The organism is Ruegeria sp. CDSA193 (assembly GCF_059611885.1).
Genome location: NZ_JBXWPN010000003.1, coordinates 1 through 15,890, shown reverse-complemented (window position 1 = coordinate 15,890; position 15,890 = coordinate 1). Strand labels below are relative to the sequence as shown.

Genomic DNA, 15,890 nt, shown 5'->3' with positions numbered 1-15,890 from the left:
TCATGCAGAGCCAATGTGCGTGCCCTTCTTCCCACTCGCCAAAACCTGAAAATGGGCGTAGAGGGACTCTCATGCTGAAACCCATGCCACTTTCCGAGGCGCAAAGCCTTCCGTTCTGGCGCCGTCCCATCACGCTTTTATTCGTGATGGCACTGACCATGCCCATTGCTTTCAACGCATGGAGCGCGTTGTTGAACAATTTCGTTATTGAAGTGGCGAATTTCGACGGTGCCGACATCGGCCTGCTGCATACCGTGCGCGAGATCCCAGGCTTTCTGGCTGTAGGCGTAATTGCCGTGATCTTGTTTGTTCGGGAGCAGGTGCTGGCGATGATCTCGCTGATCATGCTGGGTGTTGCGACTGCGGTGACAGCGTGGTTCCCAAGCCTTGGTGGCTTGTTGTTCGTCACACTGCTGAGCTCGATCGGGTTCCACTATTATGAAACCGTGAACCAATCCCTTCAGCTGCAGTGGTTGCCCAAGGACCGAGCGCCGCAATTTCTGGGCTGGATGGTCGCCATGGGATCAGCTTCGACATTGGTTATCTATGGGCTGATTGTCCTGACGTGGGATCGGTTCGATCTGTCCTATAACACTGTATTCATGGCTGCGGGCGGGCTGACGGCTTTGCTGGCGTTGTTCTGTCTGGTCGCCTATCCGCAGTTCGACGCGCCGACTCCGCAAACCAAAAAAATAGTGCTGCGCCGCCGATACTGGCTGTACTATGCGCTTCAGTTCATGGCGGGCGCGCGTCGTCAGATCTTTGTCGTTTTCGCCGGTTTCATGATGGTCGAGAAATTCGGGTTTGAGGTCCACGAACTCACCGGTCTTTTCTTGATCAACCTGGTTATCAACATTTCGGTTGCGCCGATGCTAGGCAAAGCTGTGTCCGTATTCGGTGAACGTCGCACTTTGATTTTCGAATATGCAGGCCTGGCCGTTGTATTTGCAGCCTATGGCGGCATTTATTGGTTCGGTTGGGGCGTTGTTCTGGCGGCTACTCTCTATGTGATTGACCATGTGCTTTTCGCTCTGGCTCTGGCGCTTAAAACCTATTTCCAGAAAATTGCCGATCCGGCAGATATTGCGCCAACCGCAGCGGTTGCCTTTACGATCAACCATATCGCCGCGGTATTCCTACCAGCGCTTCTGGGCCTGCTCTGGGTGTACTCGCCCGGAGCGGTCTTTGCAGTGGCTGCAGCGATGGCGTTGATTTCGTTATCGCTGTCGCTGCTGATCCCGCGCCACCCAGAGCTTGGGAATGAGACGATACTGTCGAAATACGCGCCCGCTCCGGCGGTATAGCTGCCAATGCTTGACCTTCGCGGGCCCGCACCCTAGGCGCTGTGTCAGCTGACACAGGAGGCTCCCATGCCCACATTCACCGCGCTTACCACCCTGACCGGCAAAAAGTCCGCCGATGGTCTGGGCGAAGCCATGGAGCGTCTTGATCCCGAACCCACGGGCGTGGGCGTATTCGAAGTCGAAGATGGCTCGGGCCTGTGGGAGATTGGCGGTTACTTCACCGAAGCGCCGGATGAAACGGCACTGGCGGTTCTGGCGGCTGCGTTCGGATCCAAACCCTTTGTAATCTCGGAACTGCCCGAAACCGACTGGGTCGCCCATGTCCGCCGTGAATTGGCGCCTGTCGAGGCCGGCCGCTTTTTCGTCTATGGCTGTCACGATGCCGACAAGCTGCCCGAAGGCCGTATCCCTTTGTTGATTGAGGCTGCAATGGCTTTCGGTACCGGGCATCACGGCACCACCCTTGGGTGTCTCAAGGCTCTGGATTTTCTGCTCGATCAGGGTTTTACCGCGACAAAAGTTGCAGATATCGGTTGCGGCACCGCCGTTCTTGCGATGGCCGCCGCTCGTGTTTGGGAGGGGGACATCATCGCCAGCGATATTGATCAGGTTGCTGTCGAAGTTGCTGAAGCCAACCTGAAGGCAAACGGCATGTCAGGGAAGGTTCAATGTGTCGAGGCTGCGGGGTTCGATCATCCGGAGCTGAAATCTCTTGCGCCCTATGACCTGATATTCGCCAACATCCTCAAGGGCCCATTGGTGGCCCTGGCGCCCGAAATTTCAGCGAATCTGCGGGTCGGGGGTAAGGCGATTCTATCGGGAATCCTTAACGAGCAAGCCGAGGATGTTGTTTCCGTTTATCTCCAAAATGGTTTCAATGCCTCTAGAAATGACCAAATTGGTGAATGGACGTCGCTAGTCTTAACCAAACAGGGCTAAAATCGGGCCATTTGCAGGAGTTTTGTGGAGTTTCGCCTCTTTTTTGTCGCAATCTGTTTTTACCGTCAATGACGTGGAATTGGGGGGCGGTTGATTTGGAGGCTGCCATGACTGGAAAACAAATTGAATTTGATCAGCGCGTTCATCGGCTGAACAAGAAACATTCGAAGATGACCCGTGGTTATCGTGCGACTATGCGCAAAGATGGCTTGGTTGTAATGAAACCACAGCGGGTTCAGTCCGCGGTGCCTGCAAAGGCTCTGCTGATCTGCTTGGCTGGGCTGTTCGCATTCAAAACGCTTTTGCTGACCAGCTTGGGGTCGTCGGCCTACCAGTATCGTGTCGATAGCCTTGCGCAAGGGACCGAAGTGGAGAAGGCGGGGGCATGGATCATGCAGATCGACCCGGTATCACAGGCCCTCTCGTCTCAACTCAGCAAAGTTCTCCGCTAAGTTTCTTCCGTTTTGAATAGAAACGCCGCGTATCCGGGGATACGCGGCGTTCTTCTTTGCCCCGAGGGAGAAGGGGAAAATCAACGGTAAGTTTGCTTTGCCTTAGCGGCGGCCTTCCACGACGATTTCAATGTCGCCACGGCACAGGCCGATATCTTCCAGCTCGCGGTCCGACAGACCGCTCAGCGCGTTGCGTGTAACGCGGGCATCATTCCATTCGACAACGGCGTTTACGACCATTGCGAAAGTCGCGCCGATACGGCCGACGAGGCCAAATGAGCCAGTGGTGGTGCGGGTTGTGTCCAGTGCAGCCATATCCTGTTTCCTTCCGGTTTGTGTTAAACTCTGATCTTGCGATCTGACGGGCATTTAGGGATGGTTTTCTGACTGCACAAGCATAGAAATTGCATGTGTCCTATGCGTTTTTTGCAATGCTCGAAAAACATGGAAACGCCTTAATTTATTGGCAATTTTGCCTTCATCAAGCTGGTCGGAACCCGACATTTTTCAGTCGCAATCAGCTCATTCTGTCGGAGACAGGACGACCGTGTCGCAATCTGACCATCAGTCAATTCGCTTGGAAAATGTTCTTGTTTCGTGCTAGTCGGTAAAAAAGAACACACAAACCCGAGCAGGCCGAGGCTATATATGCGAATTCTGGGCATTGATCCGGGGCTACGGACCCTGGGATGGGGCGTCATCGAATCACATGGCAGCCGTCTCAGTCATGTTGCCAATGGGTTATGTAAATCGGACGGGGATGATCTGGGAGAGCGGTTGCTATCGCTCCATAATCAGATCGTCGAAGTGATTGCCGAGCATCAGCCCGATCAGGCCGCCATCGAACAGACCTTTGTGAACAAGGACGGAGCCGGTACGCTTAAGCTGGGTCAGGCACGAGGTGTGGCACTGTTGACGCTGGCGCAGGCCGGGTTGCCGGTGGGGGAATATGCGCCCAATCGAGTCAAGAAAACGGTTGTGGGCGTGGGCCATGCCGAAAAGGAACAGGTTCTTCATATGGTCAAGTTGCAACTGCCGGGCTGTCAGCCCAAGGGCGCGGATGCCGCGGATGCGCTGGCGATAGCGATCTGTCATTCCTTTTATGGGGCAACGCCACAGTCGCGGATGAAACAGGTGCGGGCATGATTGGCAAGCTGACAGGCCGGTTGGATTACCGCGCGGCGGATCACGTGCTGATCGACGTGCGTGGGGTCGGCTATCTGGTCTATTGCTCGGACCGTACGATGGCTGCGCTGCCGGGCGTGGGTGAGGCGATCTCGATCTACACCGACATGGTGGTGCGCGAGGATTTGATGCAGCTTTACGGGTTCCTTTCGCTGGTCGAGAAGGAGTGGCATCGCCTGCTGTGCTCGGTGCAAGGGGTCGGGGCCAAGGTTTCGCTAGCAATCCTCAGCGCCTTGGGCCCCGATGGTGTCAGCAGGGCGATTGCTCTGGGCGATTGGGGGGCGGTCAAGGCAGCCAAGGGCGTGGGCCCCAAAACCGCGCAGCGGATCGTGCTGGACCTCAAAGACAAGGCGCCCGGCGTTATGGCCATGGGCGGCACGGTGACCGAGGCAATGGATGGCCCCGCGCTGGATGTGGTGGAACTGACTGAACCGACACCTGTGCCAAAACGGCCCACCATAAGCGCATCAGGTAATGCAGCAGCATCTGCCGGGGCATTGTCGGCACTCTCCAATCTGGGCTACGGCCCGTCCGAGGCCGCGTCAGCCGTGGCCGAAGCCGCGGCAAGCTTGCCCGAAGCGGGTGAGGCGGACCTGATCCGCGCTGCGTTGAAACTATTGGCTCCGAAAGGGTGATTGAATGGTAGATGCCGATCCCACCCTGCGCCCCGAGCCGTTGCCGGAAGACAATGACCGCGCCTTGCGCCCGCAGGGACTGGACGAATTCATCGGTCAAGCCGAGGCGCGCGCCAATCTGCGTATCTTTATTCAATCAGCTCGCCAAAGGGGTGAGGCCATGGATCATACGTTGTTCCATGGCCCTCCGGGTCTGGGCAAGACCACGCTGGCGCAGATTATCGCGCGTGAGTTGGGGGTGAATTTTCGGATGACATCTGGCCCGGTTCTGGCAAAGGCGGGCGATCTGGCGGCGATCCTGACCAATCTGGAAGCGCGCGATGTGCTGTTCATTGATGAAATCCATCGCTTGAATCCAGCGGTCGAAGAGGTCCTGTATCCGGCGATGGAGGATTTCGAGCTGGATCTGGTGATTGGTGAAGGCCCGGCCGCGCGCACGGTGAGGATCGAGTTGCAGCCGTTTACTCTGGTCGGGGCCACCACCCGGATGGGGCTGCTGACCACGCCGCTGCGCGACCGCTTTGGCATCCCGACACGCCTGCAGTTCTATACCGTTGATGAATTGCACGAGATTGTCACCCGCAACGCACGCAAGCTTGGAGCACCGGCTGATGACAGTGGTGCCCGAGAGATCGCGCGCCGGTCACGCGGAACGCCTCGGATCGCCGGGCGCCTGCTGCGGCGGGTGGTGGATTTCGCAATCGTCGAAGGCGATGGACGGATCACCCGCGATTTGGCTGATGGGGCGTTGACGCGGCTGGGGGTCGATCATCTGGGGCTGGACGGCGCGGACCGCCGGTATCTGAAGCTGATCGCCGAGAATTACGCGGGCGGGCCGGTAGGTATCGAAACCTTGTCGGCAGCTCTGTCGGAAAGCCGGGACTCGCTGGAGGAGGTGATCGAACCCTTCCTCTTGCAGCAAGGCCTGATCCAACGCACACCGCGTGGCCGGATGCTGGCGCAGAAGGCGTGGACGCATCTAGGCATGGCTGCACCCAAGGGGCAAAACGATCTGTTTGGTTGAAGCCGCGCGTGTGAGCTTTTAAGGGTTTCGCCAAACATTGTCCGATTGCCGAGGATTGCGCGTGACACCCGACGACATTCAAGCCCTGTTCACCCGCGAAAGCGGAGAGTTCCTGTTTGCGCGGTGGGGCCGCCCCATCGTGCCGATCGTCTTTGGGGTCGAAGATGAAAGTTTGGCCACGGTCAAAGGCGCGTTCGAGGCAGTGGTAACACTGGCAGGGCATCAGATGGCAGAAACCGACTCCGAGCTTGGGGCCAACTGCATGGTCTTTTTCTTCCGCGACTGGAAAGAACTGACAGAAGTGCCCGATCTGGACCGTTTAGTCCCTGATCTGGGGCCGTTGGTTGATCGGTTGATCGCGGCCGATGCCAACCAGTACCGGATATTCCGTTTTGAAGAAGACGGCGCCATTCGTGCGGCCTTTGTGTTTTTGCGGATGGACAATGAATTGTCGCAAATCCCCGCTGAAACGCTTGCGCTCAGCCAGGTGGTGCAAACGGTGCTGCTCTGGTCCGATACCGCTTTTCGCAACCAGTCGCCCTTGGCAGTGGCGGGTGACGCGACGATATTGCGACCAGACATTGCCGGGTTGATCCGGGCGGCATACGATCCTGTCCTGCCGGGCGCGGCGCAGGATGCCTCTCATGCGCTGAGATTGTTTGCCAGATTGGATCTACCGCAATGAAGCACGTCTATTCCGTTAAAGTATATTACGAAGACACCGATATGGGCGGCGTGGTCTATCACGCTAACTATTTGAAATACATCGAACGCGCCCGGTCGGACTATGTGCGGCGCCTGGGCAATGACCAAAATGCCATGCGTGACGCAGGTATCGTTTGGGTCGTGCGCCGGATCGAGGCGGAATACCTGGCCCCGGCCAAATTTGACGACGATCTGGAGATCGAAACCGAAATCAAGTCTCTGTCCGGTGTCCGTCTGATCATGGCGCAAGTGGTCAAACGGGGCGAAGAGGAGATTTTTCGCGCCATCGTTACCGCCGTCTGTATGAATGCGCAGGGCAAGCCCGTACGCCTTCCGGCAGAGATTCGCGCATTGTTGTAACAAATTGCAGGGCCCGGGTGGTTCTGTTGGCAATTCGCCCCCATCTGCGTTAGCGTTTGACAAAACAAGGCCGTAAGGCTGTCAGGCAAAACAAAGAGCAGGTTCATGGAAGCTGAAACGCTGGCGCTGGCGCAGGAGATCGATTTCTCCATGTGGGGGCTTTTTGCCCGCGCGACTTTTATCGTTAAACTGGTAATGCTGATGCTGATTGGCGCATCAGTCTGGTCCTGGGGGATCATCATCCAGAAACTGATCAATTACCGTGCTGCAAGGCGTGAAGCTCAGGTTTTTGATGAGGCTTTCTGGTCCGGGAACCCCTTGGATGAACTGTTCGAGCAGATCGGTACCCAACCCGATGGCAGTTCGGAGAAGATATTTGCCTCGGGCATGATCGAATGGCGCCGCTCGCACCGCACTGATGGCGGGCTGATAGCTGGTGCCACCGCACGCATTGATCGGTCGATGGATGTGGCCATCGCGAAAGAGGCCGAGGCGCTGCAAAAGGGCCTGCCCATTCTGGCCACGGTCGGCTCAACTGCACCCTTCATTGGTCTGTTCGGAACGGTTTGGGGTATCATGAATGCGTTCATCGAGATTGCCGAGCAGCAGAACACCAACCTGGCTGTTGTCGCCCCCGGTATTGCCGAGGCGTTGCTGGCCACCGGCCTGGGCCTGTTGGCCGCGATTCCGGCAGTGATTTTCTATAACAAACTCAGCGCAGATAGTGATCGGATCGTTGGAGGCTATGAAGCCTTTGCCGATGAGTTCGCCACCATTCTGTCGCGCCAGCTGGACAGCTGAGATGGGGGCTGCGGTACAGCAATCCTCGGGCGGGAATGGACGCCGGCGGGGTCGGCGTCGCGGTCGCGCGCAGCCGATGGCTGAGATCAACGTCACACCCTTTGTGGACGTTATGCTGGTGCTGCTTATCATCTTCATGGTGGCTGCGCCCTTGCTGACTGTTGGTGTCCCGGTTGATCTGCCTAAAACGGCGGCCAGTGCGCTGCCCGGCGATAACGAGGAACCTTTGACCGTCACGCTGACCGCGGATGGCAGGGTGCAAATCCAAACCACGGATATTCTGCGCGAAGAGCTGATTGGCAAACTGCGCGCCATCGCAGCAGAACGCAGTAGCGACCGAGTGTTTTTGCGCGCGGATGGTGCGATCCCTTATGCGCAGGTGATGCAGGTAATGGGCGCGCTTAATGCGGGTGGGTTCTCCAATGTGGGGCTGGTGACCGATACGGGCGGCCCGACACTGGACGACGGTGGAGAGTGAGGCCGCACGGTGGATACCGGCACCAAGATCTCGGCGATTGCCCATGTCAGTCTGATTGGTTGGGCATTTTTCGGCGGCACCTTCCGGTCCGAACCATTACCTATGGCTGTGCAGGATGTCTCGGTCATTTCGGCTGAGCAATTTGCGGCAATGACCGCTCAGCGGGATGCGCCCGAAGTGCCGACGCCAACAGCGCTGCAGCCGCCTGAGGCCCCAACAGAAGAGGATCCAGCGTCGGAACCGGTAGTGGAAGAGCAGCCTTCGTTGCAAGAGGCGGAACCTGCTGAATCCGACCCGGACCCGGATCCTGAGCCTGAACCGGTTGAGCCGCCGCCAGAGCCGGTGGTGATTGAACAGCCACCGGTGTTGGACACTCCCGCCCCCGAGATCGTCGACCTTACGGTGCCTTCTGGGCCAGAAGCACAGCCCAGCCCGGCCGAGAATGTTGCGCCGGTGCCGGTTGCGCCTCCTCCGCCCGAGGCCGCGCCTGATGAAATCGAAACCCCGGCCGTATCTTTGGACGAGGGAGCCGAGACCCCGCAGGAACAGCAGGATCAGACCGCCCCCGAGGAAAAGGCTGACGAGATTGTGACCGAAGCGGAAGAGCCCAAAGAAAACGCTCCCCGAACATCGCCGCGCCCGCGGATCCGCCCCAACCGCCCGACGCCACCGGCCGAGCCCGAAGTGGCAGAGACGCCCGAGCCCGAACCCACAGAGCCCGCGCAGACGGAAACAGCCATCAACGATGCGCTGGCCGAGGCGTTGGGACAAGGGAGTGAACCCTCTGGTCCGCCCTTGACCAGCGGCGAAAAGGACGCGATGCGATTGGCCGTTTCCCAATGCTGGAACGTTGGGTCCTTGTCCACGGATGCTCTGCAGACAGTTGTTGTTGTCGGATTTTCGTTGACCCCTGATGGCAAGGTGGTTGGCGGCAGCTTGCGCATGATCGACAGCTCAGGCGGTTCTGACGGCGCAGCCAGACAAGCCTATGAGGCCGCTCGACGTGCCATTTTGCGCTGTGGAGCCAAAGGATATGACCTGCCAACCGATAAATACGAGCATTGGCAGGATATTGAGATTACATTCAATCCCGAGAGGATGCGGATCAAATGATGAGACTTCTGACCAGCCTGTTGCTTGGCCTGACACTGGTGTCGGCACCCGTTCACGCCCAAAGTGGGCCGCTCCGCCTGGAGTTGGATCAGGGGATCATCGAACCCTTGCCCTTTGCGGTTCCAAGTTTTGTTCCCGATAGTACGGCGGCAGCCCAATACGCCCAGGATATCTCGCGGGTTGTGGCGGCGGATCTGACCGGAACGGGGCTGTTTCGCGAAATTCTGTCTGATGCTTTCATCAGCCAAGTGGCCAGCTTTGAAGATCCCGTTCGGTTTGCGGATTGGAAAGCCATCAATGCCGAGGCTTTGGTGACAGGTGCTGTGAATGTGTCGGGCAATCGCCTGACGGTGCGGTTCAGGGTCTGGGATGTGTTTTCTGGGCAGGAGCTGGGCAACGGTCTGCAGTTTGCCGGGACGACTGAAGGGTGGCGGCGCATGGCCCATAAAGTGGCGGATCAAGTCTATAGCCGTGTAACGGGCGAGGGCGCCTATTTCGACAGTCGCGTTGCCTTTGTCTCGGAAAGCGGCCCCAAAAACCAGCGCCTGAAACGGCTGGCGATCATGGATTATGATGGTGCGAATGTGCAGTACCTGACCGACAGCGCCGCCATTGTTCTGGCACCACGCTTTTCACCTGCCGGTGATCAACTGCTCTATACCAGCTACGAATCCGGTCAGCCGCGCATCTATGTTCTGGATATCGAGCGGGTCAGGCGGACTGAGTTGAACACCCAGGGCGGCACGATGAGCTTTTCGCCCCGGTTTTCGCCGGATGGACGGTCGATCGTCTATTCGCTTATTCAGGGCGGCAATACGGACCTGTGGAAAATGGATCTGGCTTCCGGGCAAAGCGTGCGGCTGACCAATACGCCCGCGATCGAAACCGCCCCCAGCTATTCGCCAGACGGTTCCCAGATCGTGTTTGAAAGCGACCGTTCGGGCACGCCACAGCTTTACATCATGCCCGCAAACGGGGGCGAGGCGACGCGGATCAGCTTTGGTCAGGGCCGTTATGGAACGCCGGTCTGGTCCCCCCGTGGCGATCTGATTGCGTTTACCAAGCAGAACAAAGGCCGATTTCATATCGGTGTCATGCGAACAGATGGCAGCGAAGAGCGTTTGCTGACCTCGTCGTTTCTGGACGAAGGACCGACATGGTCCCCTAATGGTCGCGTGATCATGTTCACCCGAGAAACCCAGGGCGCAAGTGGCCGGGCGACGCTGTATTCGGTTGATATCTCGGGACGCAACCTGCGCCCGATCCGCACCCCGGATGGGGGCAGCGATCCGTCATGGGGTCCACTGCAGAATTGATCACGGCTGCTGGCAGGAAAAGTTCACAAGGAACCTGCACTATGCTACAGAGACGGCAATAAAGAGAAAAAACAACGAGGCACCTGAGATGAACGTATTGGGCAAAATCCTAGCACTAGGTGTGTTTGGCGCGTTGGCAGCCTGCACCAATAACGATCCGTCTGCGCTGGGCGGCGGCTTTGGCAATGGCGCAAATGGCGGGCTGGCCGCGGGCTCTCCAAGTGATCCGCGCTCGCCTGCATATTTCCAGCAAACTGTTGGTGACCGGGTTCTGTTTTCAGTCGATCAGTCGACGCTTACTCCGCAGGCGCAGTCAGTGCTGCAGGGGCAGGCCGACTGGCTGATGGCCAACCCCGACTTTGTGGCAACGATCGAAGGCCATGCGGATGAGCAGGGCACGCGTGAGTATAACCTCGCACTGGGTGCGCGCCGGGCAAATGCCGCCCGCGAGTTCCTGATTTCCCGCGGAGTAGCGGGCAACCGGCTGACAACTGTCAGTTTTGGCAAAGAGCGTCCGATCGAGATTTGCAGCACCGAGGACTGCTATTCGAAAAACCGTCGTGCAGTCACGGTGCTGACCGGATCAACTTTGGGATAAGACGATGAAACTAGCAGGATGGGTTCTGGCCGCAGTTTTGGCGACCGCCGGTTTGGCACAAGCACAGGATCAGCAAACCTTGGCGGATATCCGGCAGGAACTGACGGTGCTGCATGTGGAAATTCAGCGGCTCAAGCGCGAGTTTTCAACAACCGGCTCTCCGGCCCCGAACCTGTCCGGCAGTTCGATACTTGAACGCGTTGATGCCATAGAGGCCGAGTTGCAGCGCCTGACGCGCCAGACCGAGCAGTTGAACCAGCGTGTACAGAATATTGTAACCGACGGCACCAACCGCATCGGTGATCTTGAGTTTCGCTTGGTCGAACTGGAAGGCGGCGACCTGAGTACGCTCGGTGATACAACAACTCTGGGCGGAGAAACGGACATCACATCCGCAGCCCCTACTGCTCCGACAGCGCCAACCGATGCCGACCTGGGTGAGTTGGCAGTAGGCGAGCAAGCGGATTTCAATGCCGCTGCTCAGGCGCTGGCCGATGGAAACTTCCAGGCCGCCGCGGATCAGTTCGCAGTATTCGATACATCATATCCCGGAAGCCCGCTTGCGCCCGAAGCACACCTAAAGCGCGGACAGGCGTTGGAGGGCATTGGCGACACCCGCGAAGCGGCAAAGGCATTCCTTGCCAGCTTCACCGGCGATTCCGAAGGCGCCTATGCGCCTGAGGCTTTGTTCGAACTGGGTGCTGCGCTGGGCCGTCTGGGACAGACCGAACAGGCGTGTATCACACTGAGCGAGGTTAGCGTCCGGTTCCCGGCCTCGGCATTGGTCTCCAGCGCCACGCAGGAAATGACGTCACTGGGTTGTACTTGACCACACAAGGCACACTCCTGAAATCCGAACTCCGCGCGCGATTGCCGGAAAACCTTCCGCGCCGTCTAGGTGTTGCGGTATCCGGTGGCGGTGACTCAGTTGCTTTGCTGAGTTTGTTGAAGCACATCGCCCAAGAGGAACAGGTTGAGCTGTTTGTCGCCACGGTGAACCACAATCTGCGCCCCGAAGCGGTGGCGGAGGCAGATTGGGTGGCGCAGCTTGCCCAGGGTCTGGGCCTTCCACATGAGACGTTGCACTGGCAGGGGTGGGACCAGACAGGTAACCTGCAGGATAGGGCGCGGCAGGCCCGGTACCAGTTGCTGTCAGACTGGGCGCGTGACAAGCAGATCGGCGCGATTGCCCTGGGACACACCGCCGATGATCAAGCCGAAACCATGCTGATGCGATTGGCGCGCGCTGCTGGTGTGACGGGATTGTCCGGCATGCCCGCAATGCGGAACTATCAAGGGATCATGCTGCTGCGACCGATGTTGGGGATTACCCGGCAACAACTGCGCGATTATCTTGCCGAGATTGGGGCAGATTGGATCGAGGATCCATCGAATCACGACCGGCGGTTTGATCGTATCAAGGCGCGCAACGCGTTGACCGGCTTATCCGAAATTGGGATTTCGGTGCATTCTCTGTCCCGCGTTGCTGAAAACCTTGCTCAAGCCCGTGAAGCATTAGAGCAGATTACGCAGGAATCCGCCCGTCAGGTCCTGAGTGTCGATGGCGGCGATATCTGTGTCAATCGCGCGCGATTTTCCACTCTGCCTGCGGAAATCCGACGTCGTCTTCTTATAGGTTGTGTCCGCTGGATTGCGGGCCGCGGATATCCACCGCGTCAGGCTGCAACAGACCGGGCGCTGCTCGCGATTGATCAGGGTGAGGCGGCAACGATTGGTGGATGCCTCTTGATCCCAAAAGCCGATAAAATGTGGATTTGCAGAGAGCTAAATGCCGTTGAGAGCGCACCCGGCGCACCCGGTCAGATTTGGGATGGACGGTGGATCCTGTCTGGCCCGGCGATTCCCGACGCGCAGGTTCACCCGTTAGGTGCGGCTGGTTTGCAGGCCGTGCCAGATTGGCGTGCACTTGGAAAACCGCGCGCCGCGCTTCTGGCGTCTCCGTCCGTCTGGAGTGGAGAGGTCTTGGTATCTGCACCTATGGTGGGTTTCTCAAATGGTTGGCTTGCAGAACTGACGCCAGAAGAGCCCGAGTTTCACTCTTCGGTTTTATCGCATTGAACCTGCTTGAATCATCTCTATTTTAAAGATCAACCCGGCAGATCCCCATCTGCCGAAATCTTTTGGGAGATTTTTCTTGGGCAACGCTCGTAACATCGCCTTTTGGGTCGTTCTGTTTTTGCTGATCCTTGCACTGTTCAATCTGTTCAGCGGACCAGGTGGAACGCTTCAGAGCAATGAAAGAACCTATTCTGATTTCGTGACCGCTGTTGAAGGCGGCGAAGTCAAAAACGTGACATTGGATGGCGAACAAATTCGCTATACCACGCAAAGCGGCGCAAGCTATGTCACGATCAAGCCCGGCGATGCCGAGGTGACCAAACTGCTGATCGATGAAAGCATCCCGGTTCAGGCTGTGAAACAACAGCAATCGGGCATTCAGTCTTTCCTGGTCACTCTTCTTCCTTTCCTGCTGCTGATCGGTGTCTGGGTCTACTTCATGAACCGGATGCAGGGTGGCGGCAAAGGTGGCGCGATGGGCTTTGGCAAGTCCAAAGCCAAGATGCTGACCGAAAAGCATGGCCGTGTAACCTTTGATGATGTCGCTGGCATCGACGAGGCCAAGGAAGAACTGGAAGAGATCGTAGAATTCTTGCGCAATCCGCAGAAATTCAGTCGTCTGGGTGGCAAGATTCCAAAAGGCGCTTTGTTGGTGGGCCCTCCGGGGACCGGTAAAACGCTGCTGGCCCGCGCCATTGCGGGTGAGGCGGGTGTGCCCTTCTTCACCATTTCGGGTTCGGACTTTGTTGAGATGTTCGTCGGTGTCGGTGCATCCCGTGTCCGCGACATGTTCGAACAGGCCAAGAAAAACGCTCCCTGTATCGTCTTTATTGACGAGATTGACGCTGTTGGCCGCCATCGTGGTGCCGGTTATGGCGGGGGTAATGACGAACGTGAACAAACGCTCAACCAGTTGCTCGTCGAGATGGACGGGTTCGAGGCCAATGAGGGCGTGATTATCCTGGCGGCCACCAACCGTAAGGACGTTTTGGACCCTGCGCTGCTGCGTCCAGGCCGTTTCGACCGCAACGTGACTGTCGGCAACCCCGACATTAAAGGCCGCGAAAAGATCCTGGGCGTTCACGCACGCAAGACACCCCTCGGACCTGATGTCGATCTGCGCATCATCGCGCGCGGGACTCCGGGCTTCTCGGGTGCTGATCTGGCCAACCTCGTGAATGAGGCCGCGCTGATGGCCGCCCGCGTCGGTCGCCGCTTTGTTACCATGGAAGATTTCGAGAATGCCAAGGACAAGGTGATGATGGGTGCCGAGCGCCGCTCGATGGTGCTGACCCAGGACCAGAAGGAAAAGACTGCCTATCACGAATCAGGGCATGCCGTAGTTGGTATGACGCTGCCGTTGTGTGATCCGGTCTATAAGGCAACGATCATTCCGCGTGGTGGTGCGCTGGGCATGGTGGTGTCACTGCCAGAAATGGACCGCCTGAACTATCACCGCGATGAGTGTGAGCAAAAGCTGGCCATGACCATGGCCGGTAAGGCGGCTGAGGTGATCAAATATGGCGAGGACCATGTCTCGAACGGTCCGGCGGGCGATATCATGCAGGCCAGCCAACTGTCGCGGGCGATGGTGATGCGCTGGGGCATGTCGGACAAGGTCGGCAATATCGACTATGCCGAAGCGCATGATGGCTATTCGGGCAACACTGCCGGGTTCTCGGTCTCGGCCCATACCAAGGAACTGATCGAGGAAGAGGTCAAGCGCCTGATCCAGCAAGGATATGAGCGTGCGCATCAGATCCTGTCAGAACAGAACGAGCAATGGGAACGTCTGGCCCAAGGGCTGCTGGAATATGAAACCCTGACCGGTGACGAGATCAAACGCGTCATGAATGGCGAGCCGCCCAGCGAAAGCGATGACGAGGGCGACAAACCTGATGAGGGCAGCGCCCCCAGCGTGACAGCCATTCCGAAAACCAAGGTTAAGAAAACTCCGCCCGATGGCGGGATGGAGCCGGAACCAACGGCTTAAACTTTCAAAGACCCGGGCCTGTCCCGGGTCTTTTTTCTTTTCAATCGCGAAGGTTTGCCCTTTATTCCGCATCAGATGTCAGTTCTGAAAAAGGGATAAATATGCCGGTATTGCGCGAAACCGAATTCACGGGCGAAGTTGTTTGGTTGGGCCACGTACCAGCAGGTAAAACTCTCCGGGCCAATTCCGTGGACAGTCTGGATTTGGGTTTCTCGGGTGATCAAGGCGCGCGTCACGAAGGCGTGAATCGTACCTCTTGCGTACGGGTCAAAAACCTGTACCCGGTGGGCACCGAAATTCGCAATGTGCGACAGTTATCGATCCTGTCCGCAGAAGAACTTGATGCCATCGCGCAGGAAATGGGCTTGGGTAAGCTGGACCCGTCCCATCTGGGTGTCAGCATTGTCTTGCGCGGCATTCCGGATTTCACCCATATTCCGCCCTCGTCTCGTTTGCAGGTGGAAAATGGCCTGACGCTGACGATCGACATGGAAAACCGGCCCTGTATCCTGCCAGGGCGCGAGATCGAGGCTGACTTGCCCGGATATGGTGCGGCCTTCAAGCCTGCAGCGCAAGGACGGCGGGGAGTCACGGCTTGGGTCGAAAGACCCGGAGAGCTGAAGCTAGCCGATGAGCTTACACTGTTTGTCCCCGATCAGAGAGCCTGGACACCATAAGGGACCGCAATTTCCGATCGGAAGGCGCCGATGTGACGCTACGACGTTTCAAGGCGCAATTATGTCGGAATCCATAGCCACCAATTTGGTACACAACGGTATGGAGTGAGCAGCGCCGGCGTTCTGCGTCGGGTTTGCACGGAATTCAATCAGGGACCGAAACCCAATGAGCTATAAATCTGACATCGAAATTGCGCGTGAGGCGAAGAAGAAGCCGATTCAGGAGATTGG

At 57.8% G+C, this 15,890-nt stretch carries 18 protein-coding genes; 17 read left to right on the top strand and 1 reads right to left on the bottom strand.

All coding sequences use genetic code 11. The annotated features are described in order from the left end of the window. Nucleotides 1–71: 71 nt before the first annotated feature. From AC2FLG_RS05645 to AC2FLG_RS05635, 3 genes are all read left to right on the top strand, one after another. Entirely contained in the window at nt 72–1,304 is a 1,233-nt protein-coding gene (locus AC2FLG_RS05645; RefSeq protein ID WP_496705377.1) for an MFS transporter, read from the top strand. A 66-nt stretch (nt 1,305–1,370) separates the two neighbouring features. Continuing rightward, on the top strand, nt 1,371–2,243 hold the full coding sequence (locus AC2FLG_RS05640) for a 50S ribosomal protein L11 methyltransferase (protein WP_496692331.1): 873 nt from the start codon (nt 1,371–1,373) through the stop codon (nt 2,241–2,243). 107 nt (nt 2,244–2,350) lie between these two features. After that, nucleotides 2,351–2,695 (top strand): hypothetical protein, encoded by a 345-nt coding sequence (locus AC2FLG_RS05635; RefSeq protein ID WP_142640171.1) that lies wholly within the window; start codon nt 2,351–2,353, stop codon nt 2,693–2,695. A gap of 102 nt (nt 2,696–2,797) precedes the next feature. On the opposite strand, the gene AC2FLG_RS05630 is transcribed toward AC2FLG_RS05635, so the two are convergent. Beyond that, nucleotides 2,798–3,010 carry a DUF1127 domain-containing protein gene (locus AC2FLG_RS05630; protein ID WP_142640173.1) on the bottom strand — a complete coding sequence of 71 codons (213 nt, stop codon included), beginning with the start codon at nt 3,008–3,010 and terminating at the stop codon, nt 2,798–2,800. A gap of 333 nt (nt 3,011–3,343) precedes the next feature. Between AC2FLG_RS05630 and ruvC the strand changes: the two genes are divergently transcribed. The 14 genes from ruvC to AC2FLG_RS05560 all read left to right on the top strand — a co-directional run bounded on the left by ruvC (nt 3,344) and on the right by AC2FLG_RS05560 (nt 15,659). Then, entirely contained in the window at nt 3,344–3,841 is a 498-nt protein-coding gene (gene ruvC / locus AC2FLG_RS05625) for a crossover junction endodeoxyribonuclease RuvC (RefSeq protein ID WP_142640175.1), read from the top strand. Further along, nucleotides 3,838–4,515 (top strand): Holliday junction branch migration protein RuvA, encoded by a 678-nt coding sequence (ruvA, locus tag AC2FLG_RS05620; RefSeq protein WP_271952277.1) that lies wholly within the window; start codon nt 3,838–3,840, stop codon nt 4,513–4,515. The genes ruvC and ruvA overlap by 4 nt, the downstream gene beginning before the upstream one ends. A 4-nt stretch (nt 4,516–4,519) precedes the next feature. Then, on the top strand, nt 4,520–5,539 hold the full coding sequence (gene ruvB / locus AC2FLG_RS05615; RefSeq protein WP_142640179.1) for a Holliday junction branch migration DNA helicase RuvB: 1,020 nt from the start codon (nt 4,520–4,522) through the stop codon (nt 5,537–5,539). Between the two features lie 61 nt (nt 5,540–5,600). Continuing rightward, nucleotides 5,601–6,224, top strand: coding sequence for a hypothetical protein (locus AC2FLG_RS05610; RefSeq protein ID WP_496705375.1), 624 nt, complete (start codon nt 5,601–5,603; stop codon nt 6,222–6,224). Beyond that, complete coding sequence (gene ybgC / locus AC2FLG_RS05605; RefSeq protein WP_142640183.1) at nt 6,221–6,604, top strand: tol-pal system-associated acyl-CoA thioesterase; 384 nt, start codon at nt 6,221–6,223, stop codon at nt 6,602–6,604. The genes AC2FLG_RS05610 and ybgC overlap by 4 nt, the downstream gene beginning before the upstream one ends. Nucleotides 6,605–6,709: 105 nt before the next feature. Beyond that, nucleotides 6,710–7,405 carry a protein TolQ gene (gene tolQ / locus AC2FLG_RS05600; RefSeq protein WP_142640185.1) on the top strand — a complete coding sequence of 232 codons (696 nt, stop codon included), beginning with the start codon at nt 6,710–6,712 and terminating at the stop codon, nt 7,403–7,405. Between the two features lies 1 nt (nt 7,406). Further along, on the top strand, nt 7,407–7,883 hold the full coding sequence (gene tolR, locus AC2FLG_RS05595) for a protein TolR (protein WP_142640204.1): 477 nt from the start codon (nt 7,407–7,409) through the stop codon (nt 7,881–7,883). 9 nt (nt 7,884–7,892) lie between these two features. Next, entirely contained in the window at nt 7,893–8,996 is a 1,104-nt protein-coding gene (tolA, locus tag AC2FLG_RS05590; RefSeq protein WP_496705373.1) for a cell envelope integrity protein TolA, read from the top strand. Continuing rightward, a complete protein-coding gene (gene tolB, locus AC2FLG_RS05585; RefSeq protein WP_496705371.1) occupies nt 8,993–10,312 on the top strand; it encodes a Tol-Pal system beta propeller repeat protein TolB in 1,320 nt (439 codons plus the stop codon). The genes tolA and tolB overlap by 4 nt, the downstream gene beginning before the upstream one ends. Nucleotides 10,313–10,400: 88 nt before the next feature. Then, nucleotides 10,401–10,910 carry a peptidoglycan-associated lipoprotein Pal gene (pal, locus tag AC2FLG_RS05580; RefSeq protein ID WP_281973807.1) on the top strand — a complete coding sequence of 170 codons (510 nt, stop codon included), beginning with the start codon at nt 10,401–10,403 and terminating at the stop codon, nt 10,908–10,910. 4 nt (nt 10,911–10,914) lie between these two features. Next, complete coding sequence (gene ybgF, locus AC2FLG_RS05575) at nt 10,915–11,739, top strand: tol-pal system protein YbgF (protein WP_496692338.1); 825 nt, start codon at nt 10,915–10,917, stop codon at nt 11,737–11,739. Next, a complete protein-coding gene (gene tilS / locus AC2FLG_RS05570) occupies nt 11,736–12,989 on the top strand; it encodes a tRNA lysidine(34) synthetase TilS (protein WP_496705369.1) in 1,254 nt (417 codons plus the stop codon). Before ybgF ends, tilS begins: the two co-directional genes overlap by 4 nt. 76 nt (nt 12,990–13,065) lie before the next feature. After that, nucleotides 13,066–14,982 (top strand): ATP-dependent zinc metalloprotease FtsH, encoded by a 1,917-nt coding sequence (ftsH, locus tag AC2FLG_RS05565; protein ID WP_142640196.1) that lies wholly within the window; start codon nt 13,066–13,068, stop codon nt 14,980–14,982. Between the two features lie 101 nt (nt 14,983–15,083). Beyond that, complete coding sequence (locus AC2FLG_RS05560) at nt 15,084–15,659, top strand: MOSC domain-containing protein (protein WP_496701055.1); 576 nt, start codon at nt 15,084–15,086, stop codon at nt 15,657–15,659. The last annotated feature ends 231 nt before the right edge of the window (nt 15,660–15,890 follow it).

Excerpts from the sequence above, each read along its gene's own strand:
- tolR (WP_142640204.1), top strand. The coding sequence starts at position 7,407 with ATGGGGGCTGCGGTACAGCAATCCTCGGGCGGGAATGGACGCCGGCGG.
- AC2FLG_RS05640 (WP_496692331.1), top strand. The coding sequence starts at position 1,371 with ATGCCCACATTCACCGCGCTTACCACCCTGACCGGCAAAAAGTCCGCC.
- AC2FLG_RS05645 (WP_496705377.1), top strand. The coding sequence starts at position 72 with ATGCTGAAACCCATGCCACTTTCCGAGGCGCAAAGCCTTCCGTTCTGG.
- pal (WP_281973807.1), top strand. The coding sequence starts at position 10,401 with ATGAACGTATTGGGCAAAATCCTAGCACTAGGTGTGTTTGGCGCGTTG.
- tolQ (WP_142640185.1), top strand. The coding sequence starts at position 6,710 with ATGGAAGCTGAAACGCTGGCGCTGGCGCAGGAGATCGATTTCTCCATG.
- ruvA (WP_271952277.1), top strand. The coding sequence starts at position 3,838 with ATGATTGGCAAGCTGACAGGCCGGTTGGATTACCGCGCGGCGGATCAC.
- AC2FLG_RS05635 (WP_142640171.1), top strand. The coding sequence starts at position 2,351 with ATGACTGGAAAACAAATTGAATTTGATCAGCGCGTTCATCGGCTGAAC.
- AC2FLG_RS05560 (WP_496701055.1), top strand. The coding sequence starts at position 15,084 with ATGCCGGTATTGCGCGAAACCGAATTCACGGGCGAAGTTGTTTGGTTG.
- AC2FLG_RS05630 (WP_142640173.1), bottom strand. The coding sequence starts at position 3,010 with ATGGCTGCACTGGACACAACCCGCACCACCACTGGCTCATTTGGCCTC.
- ruvC (WP_142640175.1), top strand. The coding sequence starts at position 3,344 with ATGCGAATTCTGGGCATTGATCCGGGGCTACGGACCCTGGGATGGGGC.
- ruvB (WP_142640179.1), top strand. The coding sequence starts at position 4,520 with ATGGTAGATGCCGATCCCACCCTGCGCCCCGAGCCGTTGCCGGAAGAC.
- ybgF (WP_496692338.1), top strand. The coding sequence starts at position 10,915 with ATGAAACTAGCAGGATGGGTTCTGGCCGCAGTTTTGGCGACCGCCGGT.
- tolB (WP_496705371.1), top strand. The coding sequence starts at position 8,993 with ATGATGAGACTTCTGACCAGCCTGTTGCTTGGCCTGACACTGGTGTCG.
- ybgC (WP_142640183.1), top strand. The coding sequence starts at position 6,221 with ATGAAGCACGTCTATTCCGTTAAAGTATATTACGAAGACACCGATATG.